This window comes from Streptomyces sp. NPDC002793 (assembly GCF_040295485.1).
Lineage (GTDB): Bacteria > Actinomycetota > Actinomycetes > Streptomycetales > Streptomycetaceae > Streptomyces.
Genome location: NZ_JBEOVL010000026.1, coordinates 56962 through 71738 on the forward strand (window position 1 = coordinate 56962; position 14777 = coordinate 71738).

6 protein-coding genes are annotated in these 14777 nt (G+C 67.1%); 2 read left to right on the top strand and 4 right to left on the bottom strand.

Features of this window, described 5'->3' with window-relative positions:
- Nucleotides 1-10: 10 nt before the first annotated feature.
- The gene (locus ABT001_RS23950; RefSeq protein WP_351280985.1) at nt 11-4273 is read right to left on the bottom strand and encodes a DUF6531 domain-containing protein; all 4263 of its coding nucleotides are present in this window, start codon (nt 4271-4273) and stop codon (nt 11-13) included.
- A 773-nt stretch (nt 4274-5046) separates the two neighbouring features.
- On the opposite strand from ABT001_RS23950, the gene ABT001_RS23955 reads away from it, so the two are divergent.
- Entirely contained in the window at nt 5047-6033 is a 987-nt protein-coding gene (locus ABT001_RS23955; RefSeq protein WP_351280988.1) for an aldo/keto reductase, read from the top strand.
- A gap of 965 nt (nt 6034-6998) precedes the next feature.
- Entirely contained in the window at nt 6999-10250 is a 3252-nt protein-coding gene (locus ABT001_RS23960; protein WP_351280990.1) for a GH92 family glycosyl hydrolase, read from the top strand.
- A 542-nt stretch (nt 10251-10792) separates the two neighbouring features.
- On the opposite strand, the gene ABT001_RS23965 is transcribed toward ABT001_RS23960, so the two are convergent.
- The 3 genes from ABT001_RS23965 to ABT001_RS23975 all read right to left on the bottom strand — a co-directional run bounded on the left by ABT001_RS23965 (nt 10793) and on the right by ABT001_RS23975 (nt 14517).
- The gene (locus ABT001_RS23965; RefSeq protein ID WP_351280993.1) at nt 10793-12094 is read right to left on the bottom strand and encodes a cation:proton antiporter; all 1302 of its coding nucleotides are present in this window, start codon (nt 12092-12094) and stop codon (nt 10793-10795) included.
- Nucleotides 12095-12345: 251 nt separating this feature from the next.
- Nucleotides 12346-13140, bottom strand: a complete 795-nt coding sequence (locus ABT001_RS23970) for a hypothetical protein (RefSeq protein ID WP_351280996.1) — start codon at nt 13138-13140, stop codon at nt 12346-12348.
- Between the two features lie 732 nt (nt 13141-13872).
- Nucleotides 13873-14517, bottom strand: a complete 645-nt coding sequence (locus tag ABT001_RS23975; RefSeq protein WP_351280999.1) for a DUF2461 family protein — start codon at nt 14515-14517, stop codon at nt 13873-13875.
- Nucleotides 14518-14777: the final 260 nt, after the last annotated feature.

Here is a 14777-nt window from a genome sequence, read left to right on the forward strand (position 1 = left end):
CGGGGAAGTGTCAGGGGCGAGGTTCGTCGTGAGCTGGGTTGGAGCGGATTTCCTCCTGGTCGAACCGGAGCTTTCCATCTGGTCCCTTCCGGTGGCCGAAGGCCTCGAGATGAATCGTCTTCGGCGGTGAGTCCGGGTCATCGTTCACGTATTCCAGGTAGACGTTGTATGTGACAACGTCACCATCCGCGACAGCGTCGTATACTCTTTGTTCGAACATACTCATCCACGGCGTGTTTGTCGGGTTCTGCGAGATGGTGAACAGATTTTTCCATTCATCCCCGGAACCGCCGAGTTGATTGGCCAGCATGTGCCCGCGGGCTTGTCCCACTCCCGACTGGTAGCCCGGCGGGATGATGGTGTTGCGTGCGTCGGTGCCCTCGTCAAGCATGTTCCGGGTCACGATGGCGTTCATCTCGTACGGACGGCCGTGGTCATCGAGGGTCCACCGAACCTGCCCGCCCCACGTGGGATCCGCCGTGCATCCGGCCAGCCCCAGAGGGTCGGAAAGCACCAGGGGGTTGGGGACGTATGCGTAGTGATTGATCGCCGGTGCGAGGCCCAGAGGGTCGTAGAGGTAGCGCCAGTGCACTCCTTGAGGGGTACGCACATCAGTGAGGCGATCTTCTGGGTCCCACTGGAAGTGCCAGGCGAGAACTGTGCCGCTCAACGTTCTTGTCCTGCGCAGCGTGACTCGGCCCTGTTCGTCGTATGTGTAACGGGTACGGCCGGCTCGGGTGATACGGGTTCCCTCGTAGAGCCGCTCTCCTGTGGCCGACTGGCCTGGAGCCCGGGCAGCCAGGGCAGTCTGGGATTGGTCACCGGCGGCGTTGTAGGCGTATTGCTCGCTCCACCCGTCCGCCTGGACTTCTTTGACTCGGCTGGCGGAGTCCAACAAGAAGGTACGCTGCCCGGTCAGGCTGTCGTCGATGCCGGTGGGGACGCCGTCGGCCTGGTAAGTGAAACTCCGGTCAAGAACGGAGGTGTGCCGGGCTGCGACAGAGAGGTGACCGAGACGGCCCACGGGATCCCAGTCCTGGTTGAACTCCAGATCTCCGCCGATATGCCGGGCGGTTTCGCGGCCGAGCTTGTCGCGCTCGAACCGGAAGGCATGGTCGCCGGCCGTGTAGGAAGCGACTCCGGACTTGCTGTACTCAAGGCTGCTCTCGGCTCCCGACGGGGTGCGCCGACCGATGCGTCGGCCGAGTGCATCATAGGAGAACCTCATGGCCTCACCATTGACGGTCTCAGTCACGATGCGCCCCGAGGGATCCCGCTCCAGCACCATGGAGCAGTGGGCGTTCTCAATGCGTGCGACGCGGCCATCGGCATCGTGCGTGAACACTGATGCTGATCCGTCACTCCCGCTGATCCGGGTGACCCGGCCAAGTATGTCCCGGTCGAACGTCAGGCTCTGGCCTGCTGCGTTCGTGCGGCGCACGACATACCCAAGCGCATCTCGCTCGTACGTCAGAGTACGGCCGTCGAAGTCGGTCTCGGAGACGAGCCGACCGGCCGCGTCGTAGGCGTACTGCCACACCAGGCCCTGGGCATTTGTGACCCCCCTCAGCCGCAGTTCGGTGTCATGCGTGAAGCGGTAGCTGCTGTCCCCTCCGGTTCGGGTGCTCAGCCGCTGGTCGAAGTGGCCCGACGTGTGGGCCGTGGTCCGGCCCATGCGGTCGGTGTGCGCCAGGAGGTTGCCCTCGCCGTCCCACTCCCACTCTTCCCTGCTTCCGTCGGGCAGTTCGCGCCAAGTGAGCTTCCCCTCCACGCTCCAACCTTGACGAACGAGGCCGCCCATGGCATCAGTGACCTCTGTGACACGCCCGAATGCATCCCGGGTGCAGGTGGCGGTGGCGCCATCAGGCCTGGTGATCTGCTCCGGGAGGCCAGCAGCATTCGTGACGACCTGCGTAGTGGCACCGTAGGCATCGCGCGCAGAATTCAGGTGCCCCTGCCGCGTGTACCCATATTCGGTCCGTTCCCCAGCCGCTCCCACGGCCGCGACCAGGTTCCCCCGATCGTCGTAGCGATAACGGCGCTGGATCCCACCGCGTTCGGTGATCACCTCGGGGAGGTTCATGTCGTTGTAAGTCGCGGTGCTCCGTCCCCCGTCCGGGGCCACCAGACCGACCAGGTTTCCCACTTCATCGCGCTCGAAGGTGGTGCTGCGACCCAGGGCATCGGTCCGCTGCAGCAGGTGATCGGCTTCGTCGTGCGCATAGGAGGTGGTGGCGCCCAACGGGTCGGTCTCGGCAAAGACCTGCAGGGCCTCGTTCATGCGGAAGACGGAGGTGGCACCGGTTGAGTCCGTGTACCGAGTGATCCGGCCGCCGTGGCCCGTTCCGGTGAGCTCCTCGTACACGAAGGTGGAAGACAGGATGCCGTCGGGTCCGATGGTGCGCACGACGCGGCCCTGGGCGTCGTAGACGTACCTGCAGGTGGAGCCGTTGCGGTCGGTCCAGGAGGTGATGCGGGCCTCGGGGCCGTAGGTGAACCGCAAGGCACGACGGGAGGAGTTGATTACTGCATCGAGATTCCCCTCACGGTCGTATCCGTAGCGGCACACGGTGACTGGCCCCTTCGGCGTGTGCAGCGAGAGGTCGACCACGCGTTCGTTTTCCACGCGCAGCCTGACCTCGTAGCCGCCGTCGTGTACAACCCGGACCGGAGCACCGTCATCGCGTCGGACGAAGGTGATGCCGTTGTGGTTGCGGTCTTCGACCTCGTTCAGCCAGTACGCGGGGGACTCGTTGTACGGGCTGCCGACGAAGTGCCGGGTGGTCCCCGAGAACGGATCTGTTATGCGGTAGGTCGTGGAGGCGTTGTCCTGACCCACGTAGGTCAGCGGCAGACGAGCCCCTTCCACGGGTAGAACACCCTCCGCGTCGTCCGGGGACGGCAAACGCGGGTAGACGAGAACGGATCCATCTTCCCGCGCCCATAATGCCCCCTGGCCTCTGGCATCCAGCTCTATGCGCTCATCGACGGTGGATGCCCAACTCCGCCCGAACCAGCGGCCGTATCGGTACGTGGAGAGGTGGGTACGCCGGAACAGGAGCGGCAGGGTTCCGGGGAGTGCCAGGTCGGTATGGGGCAGCGTCATCTCGCCTGTGGCGACGTCGACCGGGTCGTTCTTGCAAGTCTTCTTCTCCAGCGCGATGGCATGCCGACGCGGGGTGTCCTTGACCTCGTCGAGTGAAGCGGGCTTGACGCGCTTGTCCCCGTGCTCGCGGTTCGGCCGATCCTGCGGCGCGCCACGACGGCCATCGTGGCCCTTGGCGTCCTTGGTTTGGACGCTTTTGAGGCCGTCACGGATGTCGTGATCCGTATCCTTGTGGATTTTGGAACTCTTGGTGATGCCATCGGGCACCGTTTTGCCCACGTGATCACCGAGGTCACCGAGCGCCTTTCCGAGCTTCTCCACCACCCCGTCGATCGTCGTGTCGAGCGCGGCGGTCAGGGAGTCCTTGCCTTTGGCGCGGCCGTGGTGCCCCTTGGCCTTGCCGAGCTTGCCGCCAGTCTTCTGGCGCATGTTGATCTGCACACCGGCCAGGCGTGTCCCGGCTTTGCTGTGCGCGTCATGGTCGATATCCAGGTTGCCGAAGGGCCCCGGGCCTCCGGCCCCGCCCACCGAGTTGAGCTGAAGCCCGTCTTTGCCTGCCTGAACTGTCTGGTCCCTGTTGTAGCCGTCCTGTACGCCGGCGACGTTCAGCGCGGTCTGGACGGCCAGGTCCGCCACGATGTTCTCGATCGCAGCGACCGCCGGTTCCGTGAGCGTCGCGACGATCTCAGACACGGCAGCCTCAGCCATCTCCTTCAAGATGCGCTTGAACGCGATACGCGTAGCCGCGATCTTCGCCCCCGCCAGAAGAGCCGACAGACCCGCCGTCACCGGCGCGAACGCCAGAGTGATGCCCACCGTCGCGCACAGATCCGCCAGCTCGGCCACTGCGGCGATCTTCCGGGCCACGATGATGTCCGCCACCCGGTCCAGCGCACCCGCGACGAGTCGCGCAGCCTTCGCGAGGTCCTTGTGCTTGCCCTGAACCTTCGACCAGTGCCTGTCCAAGGCGGTCAGAGACTCGCTGCGCCCGCTGGCGAGCAGCCTCTGGATGTGCTGATAGGCCGCGTACGCGTCGTCGTCCGCATCGTCCCCGAACTCACGCAGCGCATCCGCCATGTCGCGGTAGGCGTCCTCATCGACGTTGGGCCAGCCCACTCCGACAACATCGAGCATCGTGTCGACGCCCTCAGGAATCGTGTAACCCATGCTGCAACAGCCCCCGGTTCGCAGTAGCCCGAGCCAAGCACGATCAATCAGCATGTTATGAGATGACCATCGTGCATGTTCGAACTGAGGTGCACATCGTGCAGCGCACGGCACGAAGCATCAGAGGCGACGGGGGCGGCAAGGGGTTCGTCGTCTCGGCGTTCTCGGCGATGCCCGGATGGCGCCATCTGCCGGAGGCAACCCAACTGTTGGCTTCTACTCGTCAGGATGGCCAGCAACTGGAGGTGGCTGCCTTTGAGGAGGGGACGGCCTGTTGGGTCGGCCGACTGGTCCCCAGATTTGTTCGGGCCCAGTCAGAGCATGATCGATCCCCCGTGGCGGCTCGGTACCATCGGGTTGCCTTAACGGATTTTGGTGGATACAAATCGCGACAATGCAAACCGTCAGGTCCGCCTGTCATTTTCCGGGTAGGGCTGCGTCTGCCATCACTGTAGGAGTTGCGTCCGGCCGCACCAACTGAGAGAGGCCCAGCTCTGGGCAGGGCCGGATGAGCAGTGCTGCGCGGCGATGAGCGCCTGGGGAGGATGTCATCCGCGAGGAACTCGGCATCACCCGCATCGAACGCGTGCTGACCGACAACGCCTGGGCCTGACCTTTGTCAGGCCATTGCCGGCAGTGGGCTGACGTCCGCCGCCGGGGCGGCCCCCAGGAGATTCCGTCCCTGGGGGGCCCGGAACGCTTGACCTGGAGTGCACTTCAAAATGCAGACTCCTCATCGAGCCCGGACCACCGGGCCGAAGGGGAGGACAACCATGAAATACCGCACCATAGGCACCGACCCTGCCCACCGGCGTGAGGTGAGCGTGCTCGCGCTCGGCGCGATGCTGTTCGGTTCGCTCACCGACGAGAAAACCTCTTTCGCACTTCTTGACCGCTACGTCGAAGCGGGCGGGAACTTCATCGACACGTCCGACAACTACGCCTTCTGGACCGACGGGGGACAGGGCGGTCACAGCGAGAACGTCCTGGGCCGGTGGCGGCGCAGCCGGGGTGTCGGTGACGAGATCGTCATCGCCACCAAGCTCGGCGCCCGTCCCCTGGCTCCCGGTACCGGCTTCGCCGACAACCCGGAGGGTCTGTCGGCCAAGGTGATCCGCGAAGCGGCCGAGGCCAGCCGGGAACGGCTGGGTGTCGACAAGCTGGACCTGCTGTACGCGCACATCGACGACCATTCCGTACCGCAGCAGGAAACCGTCGAGGGGTTCGGCGCCTTGGCCGCGGAGGGTACGGTCGGACTCCTCGGCGCCAGCAACCAGGCGATGTGGCGGGTCGAACGGGCCCGGGCGCTGGCCGCCGCGGCCGGGCTGCCCGGATACGAGGTGCTCCAGTACCAACACAGCCACCTGCGCCCCCGGTTCGACGTGCCGAGCGACCTCTTCCCGGACGGCAGCCTCGGCCACGCCGGCCCCGAACTGTTCGGCTACCTGCGGGCCGAGCCCGCCCTGACCCTCGTCGCCTACTCACCGCTGCTCGCCGGTGCGTACGTACGCGAGGACAAGCCGCTGCCGCCGGACTACGACCACCCGGGCACCCCGGCCCGGCTCGCCGAGCTGCGTTCCGTCGCCCGGGAGACCGGCGCCACCGTCAACCAGGTCGTCCTCTCCTGGCAGATCGGCGGCGAGCTGCCGGTCATCCCGCTGGCCGGGGCGTCGTCACTGGCGCAACTGGAGGAGAACCTGGCCGCGGTGGACGTGGAGCTGACAGTTGATCAGCGAGCCCGGCTCGACGCCGTCCACTGACTGCCCACGCGGCAGATCGGGGGGCTTCGGCGCCGAAACCAGGACAGGTGACCGTTCCGTTGCTGAAGAGGTCCACCGGAAGCAGCTCAGCCCCGTGATCCAGGCCGGGCTGTGATCCAGGCCGGGTCGTGGTCATGCACGGCCTTTTCGAGGGCGATCACGAGCACGCAGCAACGTCAGAGGGGCCAGTGCAACTCTCACACTGAACCCTCTGACCTGGTATTTCAGCTTTCGGAACGGCGGGATTCGAACCCACGACCTCTTCGTCCCGAACGAAGATCGGGTCAACCTGCGGGAGGCGCATGGCTACCTGACGCACCAGCACAAGCCGGAACTCGGCAAGGATGGGAACGCGTAAGGCCCTGTGAGGGCTGTGGGGCCGAGCGACCCACGAAGCGTTGAAGAAGGTGATGCTCCACCGAATGGTGCCTTGGACTCGCGACTCGAATCGTGAGTATCTCCTGACGAAGATCGCCCTGTGCGGGCAGTGCCACACCCGGCTGTACGGCGCACCTGATCAGACGGACCTGGCAGCGGCAGCTGCTCAACCTCACTCCGTTCTCCGCCGACTTGGCTCGGATCCGCGTTCAGCAGCCGGCGGAGCCGGATCTCGGGTGTCACGTGATCGTTCCGCTCGCCAGCGGCCACCGGTTGGCGCTCCGGGCCTGGGGATTCCATCCCACCCTGTACCTCGACGTGCCCGACGAGGTCTCGGCCCAAGCCGTCGCGCGGTTCCTCGCGCCAGGGCAGGCAGGTCGCTTGTCGACGCCCCGCTCCGGAGAATCGATGCAGTGCGTCAGAATTTGCCCCCGCTCCACCCAGTGACATCCGGGGCGGCCGGGGATTATGGTGCGAACGAACAATGTGACAACGTTGTCAGTTGAGCAGGACTCGAAGGGAAATACCCCATGCGGTTTGCTTTCAGACCGTTCCGTCCCCGTGCTTCCGGTATAACAGCCGGTCTGATGGCCGCCGTACTCGTGAGTGGCGGAGTGTTCGGCATCGCCGAGCCCGCCGCCGCCGCGGCCGCGGAACCGATCGATCTGGTCAATCCGTTCGTCGGAACCCAGAACTTCGGCAACACCTTTCCCGGGGCGAGCGCGCCGTTCGGCATGGTCCAGGTCAGTCCGGACACCGGCGGCCAGGGCGGCTACGACTACAAGCAGGACTCGATCTACGGATTCAGCCAGACGCACCTGTCCGGCGTCGGCTGCGGCGTCATGGGCGAGCTGCCCATCATGCCGACCACGGGTGCGGTCGACTCCGTGGACCCGAACACCTACAGCTCCCCGTACAGCCACGACGACGAGCAGGCCAGTCCCGGCTACTACCGGGTGGGGCTGAAGAAGTACGACGTCGACGCGGAACTCACCGCCACCGAGCGCACCGGGTGGCAGCGCTACACCTTCCCCTCCACCGGTTCGGCCAACGTCCTGTTCAACACGGGCAAGGCCAACCAGTCCGTGCTGGACTCCGAGGTGCACGTCGTCGGTGACCGCACCATCGAGGGCCGGGTGCACGCCGGGGGCTTCTGTGCCGGACACGACGAGCACACGGTGTACTTCAGTGCCACCTTCGACCGGCCCTTCAAGGCCTACGGCACGTGGGACGGCGCAGACCCCGAGCCCGGTACCCGCGACGCGGAGGGAGACGGCCAGAACGGTGCCTGGGTGACCTTCGACGCGACCACCGACCGGGATGCCGTCCTGAAGGTGGGGCTGTCCTACACCGGTGTGGAGGGCGCCCGTAAGAACCTGGCCGCGGAGACCAAGGAGTCCTTCGACTTCGACGCCACGCGTGCGGCGTTGCGGGACACCTGGAAGAAGCAGCTGGATTCCATCCGGGTCGGCGGAGGCGCGGCGGACCGGCAGAAGGCCTTCTACACCGCGCTCTACCACAGCCAGTTGCACCCGAACCTCGCCGGTGACGTCGACGGCATGTACCAGGGGTTCGACAACAAGACGCACACGGCAAAGGACTACACGCCGTATCAGAACTTCTCGCTCTGGGACACCTACCGGCCGCAGAACCAGCTGCTGCAGATGCTGGCGCCGAAGGTCGCCCGGGACGTCGCGCTGTCGGTCGTCGCGGCCGGCCGGGACGGCGGCTGGCTGCCCCGCTGGGCGCTCGCCAACAGCGAGACCAACATCATGACCGGTGACCCGGTCACGCCCTTCCTCGTAGAGGCATGGTCAAAGGGACTGCTCGCCGGACACGAGGCAGAGACCTACGCGTTGCTGAAGAAGAACGCGACCAGCACCCCGCCAGCCGACTCGCCGTACAACGGACGCTCGGGATCGGACCACTACACCGAGCGCGGCTACATCCCGTCAGGTCTCGAGCTCGGCAAGGACTGCGCGGACAAGGGCGGCGACAACGACTGCAAGCACCCGGCTTCGGCGACGATGGAGTACTCCGCCGCCGATGCGTCGCTCGCGTTGATGGCCGACCGGCTCGGACACAAGTCGGACGCCAAGATGTTCGCCGCGCGTGGCCAGTGGTACCGGAACCTGTGGGACTCCTCGATCCAGCAGTTCCGGCCGCGGACGGCCGACGGCACCTGGCTCACGCCCTACGACCCGGTCGAGGCGGCGCACCAGTTCCATGAGGGCGGCGCATACCAGTACCAGTGGCTGGTACCGCAGGACCCGGCCGGCCTCGTCAGCCTGATGGGCGGCCGGAGCGCCACCGAGAAGCGGCTCGACTCCTTCTTCGTCCACGACAAGCTGCTCACCGACCCGGCGGGCACCGCTCGGAACGACTGGATCTCGCAGCCGTACGACTACTACGGCAAGCCGACGTACAACCCGAACAACGAGCCGGACCTGCACGCTCCGTACATGTACAACTGGGTCGGCGCCCCGGCGAAGACCGCGACCGTGGTGCGTGCGGCGATGACGCTGTTCACCAACGGGCCGGACGGGATGACGGGCAACGACGACCTGGGCACCATGTCGGCCTGGTACGTCTTCTCCTCCCTCGGCCTCTACCCGACGATGAGCGGCGGCGACTTCCTGGCCGTGTCCAGCCCGCAGTTCGAATCGGCGACCGTCCGGATCGGCAGCTATCCCAAGGCGTCCGGCACCAAGGGCCAGGGCGGCACGCTGACGATCGAAGCACCCGGAGCGAGTGACACGAAGCGGTACGTGCAGAGCGTGGCCCTGAACGGCCGGGACGTACCCCAGACCTGGCTGAGCTGGAACAAGCTCGCGCACGGCGGAACCCTTGCCCACCGGCTCGGGACCTCCCCCTCCTCCTGGGGCACGGGCAAGGGCGCCCAGCCGCCTTCCGTCAACCAGGCATCCCCCGACAGCCGCAAGCACGTCGACGCGTCGCTGCGTCCCGCCTCGGCGGTCGTCCCCACGGGGGACGCCGCACAGACCGCGAAGTTCACGCTGGACGTCCTCGGGCAGGCTCCCGGCAAGCTGAACGTGTCGGTCACGGCGAAGGTGCCCAGCGGCTGGAAGGCCACGACGGCACAGCGTTCACCACTGGTGATGGATTCGGGTCACCTCCCGGTCCAGAAGAAGGTGTCGCTCGAGATCACCGTGCCCCCGGGCGTCGCGGCCGGGTCCTATCCGGTGGAGGTGAAGGTCGCGGGCCGAGGGACGAACTCGGTCACCCGCAAGGCCACCGTCACGGTGGGAGCCGCCACGACCTGTGCGAGTGAGGCGAACGGGCAGTGCGCGGTGGACCTGCGCGCAGACCTCGGCCACGACGGCACAGCCACGGTGGCGAACTCCGACGAGGGCGACTTCGACGGGCATGGCTGGAGCTATGACGGCGACCTGCTGCCCAAGGCGGGGCCGGTCACCTGGGACGGGGTGACGTACGACGCGCCGGACCCCACCGGCACGGCGAACAACTTCCTCGAAGCAAGCGGGCAGGCACTCCTGCTGCCCGCCGGACAGCACAGTGCGCTGCGGCTGGTCGGCTCGGCGCACAACGGTCCTGTGACCACCACACTGACCGTGCACTACACGGACGGCAGCAGCACGGAGGCACCGGTGACGTTCGGCGACTGGGCGGGCTCCGCGCCGAACGGCAGCGCGGTCGTCCTCGACATGCCGCACCGCATCAAGCGGGGCAGCGGTGTCGACGGGCCGTCCATTCGGCTCTTCGGTACGGCCGCCGAACTCGAAGGGGGCAAGACGGTCCGTTCGGTCTCGCTGCCGGACGACTCCCGCGTCGAGATCTATGCCATGACGCTCGTTTAGAGCAGGACGGCGTACCACCGCCGGAACCCAGCCGGGGGTACGCCGTTCCGGATCGGCGTACCCCTCTCATCAGGGCCCCGGCGCGTGAGCTCGGGTTCTGACGGTCCTCGCGACACTCGCGATCTGTGGGAGTTGCGAGGACCGTGGGCGTTGAGTGTGCTGATCTTGCAGGGCTGCGGGAGCGTTTCCTTGCGCGGCTGGATGTCGTGGGGAACGTGACCGTGGTGGCGCGTGAGCTGGGGGTGAACCGGAACACCGCGTTCGGCTGAGCCCGGAAGGCCGGACTGCGTTCGCGGCGTCGGCGGCACCCGGGCGCGAGGAGTACGAGCGGTTTCGGGCCGCCGGTGTTGCACGACGGATGCGGTGAATGGCCGATGGACGGCAGGCTCAACGTGATTGCGAGCCGACCGTCCGGCGAGATTCGGCCAGAGGCGCTTGCAGTCCGAAGGAAGCCGCATGCCGGGCTCTGTCCCGACCTGGCCCCGATCGTGGGCTGAGGGAGGTGACGCGGGGGCGGGGGATCGTCGTCAGCGCGGGCCATGTCACGGTGGCATGTGAGCCGTGACCTCGTCGTCCTTCTCCACCGGAACGCGTGCGGACCTGGCCTCGGTTCGGGCGGCGCCGGGACCGGCGGACCGCTCGGGAAGGATGAGGCTGAGCAGCGGACCGGTGAGTGCGGTGGTGGTCACGGCCATCACCACCATCAGCGAGTACAACTTGTCGTCCAGGACGCCGATCTCCAGGCCCACACCGAGGATCACGAGCTCGGTGAGTCCGCGAGTGTTCAGCAGAGCACCGAGCGCCGCTGACCGGCGGCTGTCGAGACCGCCCATCCGTGCTCCGGCGTAGGAACCGAAGAACTTCCCGCTGACCGCCACGACCATGATGGCTGCGAGTTCGCCGAGGTCCGACACGCTCAGCCGGGAGAGGTCGACCTTGAGCCCGGACAGTACGAAGTACACGGGCAGAAGGAGCAGTCCGCACAGCGGCTCGATCCGGTCCAGCACACCGTCGCGCAGCTTCCCCTGCGTGCCGCGCGGCATCACGGCACCGAACAGGAAAGCTCCGAAGATGTAGTGCATGCCCAGCCACTCGGTGCAGGCCGCCGAGAGCAGCAGCCCGCCGAGGACCAGAGCAACGAAGTTCCGTCCCACCACGGGTCCGCCGGGCTCCGGCGGGCCGAGCGTGCTGGCCTTGCGGAGGAGGGGACGGACGACGGTGACCATCAGCACGACGTAGGGGACCAGCAGTGCCAGCCGCCATTCCATCTGCCCGCCCGTGGCGACGGCGACGACCACGGCGAGCAGCGCCCAGGCCAGCAGGTCCGTGATCGCCGCGCAGGCCAGAGCGGTCGTCCCCAGCTTGGTCGCCGCCAGTCCGCGATCGGCGATGATGCGGGCCAGTACGGGGAAGGCCGTCACGGCCATGGCCACGGCGAAGAACAGGACGAAATCAAGGGGCTCACCCTTGTGGTGAGAGGACATCAACGGCCAGGCCAGCAGGGCGCCGAGCCCGAGCGGCAGCAGCGTCGAACACAGGGACGTCCAGAGCGTGGCCCGTCCCCGGTCGCGGAGCAGTCCGAGATTCAGTTCCATACCGACGAGGAACATGAAGAGCGCGACGCCCAGTCCGGCGAGCGCGCCGAGCAGGGACCGTATGTCGTCGGGGAAGAGCGTCTTGGAGAGCTCCTCGCCCAGCAGTGTGGGACCCAGCATCACGCCGGCGAGGATCTCACCGATGACCGCGGGCTGGCCGAACCTGCGGGCCAGTGCTCCCATCATGCGGGCCAGGCCGAGTATCAGGGCCAGGTCGCAGAGGAGGTACACCGTCTGCGCAGCGCTCATGAGTATCCACTCCAACGGATCGGGCGGTGGTCGGCGCCCACCGGGAAGAGACACGTGGTCGATCGGGCGGGGCGCTGCTTCCGGACACGCGGACCGGCAGACCACGGCGGGGGCCTGAGGGGGCGGACCGGGGCGTCGGCCGGGTCGACCCCACGTCGGGCGGCGTGCAGGGTGGGTGGCGGGCACGGGCGGAGCGGCCCCGCCGGTGTACTCGGTCTCCGGGTGGTGCTGTGGCGGGCAACTGCCCAGCGTCAGTGGGAGGTTCCGCTCTCCAGGCGGACGGCGAGCTCGAGCCAGGCCGCGGCGCAGGACCGGGCCAGTCGGCTCACGCTCATCGCGCAGTGGGCGGGCACCTCTTCGTGCGGGACCGGGAGTTCGCCCGGAGTCACCGCGCTGGAGCCGAGCCAGCGCAGCAGCGACCTGCCGGACTCGGTGTAGCGCAGGGACGGGTCCTGGCGCAGGCGCTGGAGTACCTCCTGCGCCTCCTGGGCGACCGTACGCTTCGTGACGTGCGGGGCCGTGGCCGGTGACGGAGGGCCGGCCTGCGGGGAGTCGGCCATCCCGAGCACCCTCTCGCGCACACTGTCGGGCAGCGGGTCCTTGCCCTGGCTGATCCGTTCCTTGACGTCGTGCGCGGTGCCGACCGATATACCGGCCTCGCTCGCGATCTCGCGCAGGGAGGCCTCCGGCCGGAGGGCGATGACCCGGCTTGCCGCCAGGCGCCCGCTGGCGATGTTCACCGGTCTGCGCCTGCCGTCCTGGCCGACCCGGACGTCGGGGGCGGAACCGTCGACCATCTTGAGCCGCAGGCCGGCCACCGTCTTGGTGGCCAGGCCGGCGATCGCCGCGATGGCCCGGTCGGACAATTGAGGGTGCGTCCGGAACATGCGCTCCGCGGCGGCCCGCCGGTCGGCTCTGCTCAGGGGCAGACCGTGCTTGACGTTGAGTCGGACGGAATGCAGGAACGCCTGGTCGGAGTCCCCGTCGTAGAACTGCACACGAACGTGCTCTTCCCCCTTGAGGCGCGCGGCCAGGAGTCTGTGCATTCCGTCTATGACCCGCAGGGTGTTCCGGTCCACCAGCAGAGGCGGGAGGCTTTCCAGAACGTCGACCAGTGCCCGGACATGGTCCTCGTTCAGGCCTGCCGTCCTGGGGGAGTCGGCAGCCAGGAGGGAACTCGTGGCAACGAGTTCGACATCGCCCGTACACGGTGTCTTCTTTTCCGGCAGGGTGGAGCGGGGGAAATTTATTCTATCGGCATTGTATTCTTCGAGCGAAGAAATGGGCCGAGAGGACGCGGAGTGCACATTGGACATCTACGGGGTCCGTTCCGTCAGTCGGGTACCGGTGGGGAGCAGGAAATATGGGCAACACCGAGGACGTGCTGATCAGAAATAAAGACACCGATTGGGGCAAGGGCGTTCTGCGGCATGGGGAGTGCCGTGCGGAGCTGAAGGTCGGTACGAACGCCCATGTGGGGTGGTTGGGGAGGAGGGCGATCGAAGCGGCCTCAGAGTAACAAGGGCCTCTGAGGGCTGCAATGGTGCAGCTATAGCGATTGTTTTGGGCGAATTGGCGACCTTTTACCGCCTCCTGTGGTGCGCCTTTGCGGACGGTCGCCGGTCGGACGGCGGTCTTGGTGCCCGCAACGCGTGGATTCCCGATGCAACTGGGCGCGACGATGCTCATCCGTGAGAGCGGCACCGTACTTACCGCCGCTCAATCAGCCGATGGTTTGCGGGCGTTGCGGGGCGGTGACGCCCTGATGTCCGTGCCGGTCAGATGGGTGCGGGCGCGGAGCCCGCCACATGACGCCCGAACCAGGTGAGCAGGGGCGTCAGTTCGTGTGCCGCCTTCAGGGCGTGGTCGACGGCGGCGGGCGTGAGGGCGATATCGTCCCCGGCGAGCGGTCGAACGGCCAGCAGTGAGCGGTGCCGCAGCAGGCAGGCGCGGGGGTGGTCGGCGGGCAGGCCGCGTGGCACCCGTTTCATGAGGTCGCCGGTGATCTCGTATCCCTGCTCCAGCAGGGTGTCCGTCAGGTCGGCGAGTACGGCGCCGCTGTCCTCGGCGGTGACCGCCGCCCGGTATCGGGGGACCTGCCCCGGGTCCGGGTAGTGCCAACCCGCCTTGAGGTGCAGGCCGTCGAGATCGAAGCGGAGCCCGATCTCGACCTGTCGGGCGATGCGGATCACCGCGCACTGATGCTGCCACCACCAGGACTCCTTGCGGAAACCCCAGACGGAGAAGTCGTCCAGGGCGGGGTTCGCGTCGGCGACGTCGTTCAGCAGCGCGATCATGGGTTGCCGGACGTAGAGCTCCCTCTCCCCGCGGAGGTTCTCGCGCGACTCGCGCGGGGGGTCTCCCTCCAGGCGCAACAGCACATCAAACGCCCGTTCCGTCCATCCGTTGAAGGCACCGGTCATCAGGGAATCCTAATGGCCCGGTCGGAGGTGGGGCGGCGTCACCGGGCCGGGGCCGGCCCCGGCGTCGGACGGATGCCTCGTGATTTCCGTTCAAGAAGAATGGGCCTTGGTGTTTTCCGGGAGACTGGGTAACCTTCGTCGGCGCGGCCCTGGTTCCGGGTCCTGTTCGACTGAGGACATTCCCTGGTTGAACGCCTCCTTTACTTGAGCGGGACCTCGGCTGTTCGATGTGCTCGGCCGATGACGCGGGATCCGGTCCC

What these genes read in the sequence shown, in the direction of transcription:
- ABT001_RS23965 (WP_351280993.1), bottom strand. Translation starts at nt 12,094, where the DNA reads ATGAGCGCTGCGCAGACGGTGTACCTCCTCTGCGACCTGGCCCTGATA.
- ABT001_RS23950 (WP_351280985.1), bottom strand. Translation starts at nt 4,273, where the DNA reads ATGGGTTACACGATTCCTGAGGGCGTCGACACGATGCTCGATGTTGTC.
- ABT001_RS23955 (WP_351280988.1), top strand. Translation starts at nt 5,047, where the DNA reads ATGAAATACCGCACCATAGGCACCGACCCTGCCCACCGGCGTGAGGTG.
- ABT001_RS23960 (WP_351280990.1), top strand. Translation starts at nt 6,999, where the DNA reads ATGGCCGCCGTACTCGTGAGTGGCGGAGTGTTCGGCATCGCCGAGCCC.
- ABT001_RS23970 (WP_351280996.1), bottom strand. Translation starts at nt 13,140, where the DNA reads ATGCACAGACTCCTGGCCGCGCGCCTCAAGGGGGAAGAGCACGTTCGT.
- ABT001_RS23975 (WP_351280999.1), bottom strand. Translation starts at nt 14,517, where the DNA reads ATGACCGGTGCCTTCAACGGATGGACGGAACGGGCGTTTGATGTGCTG.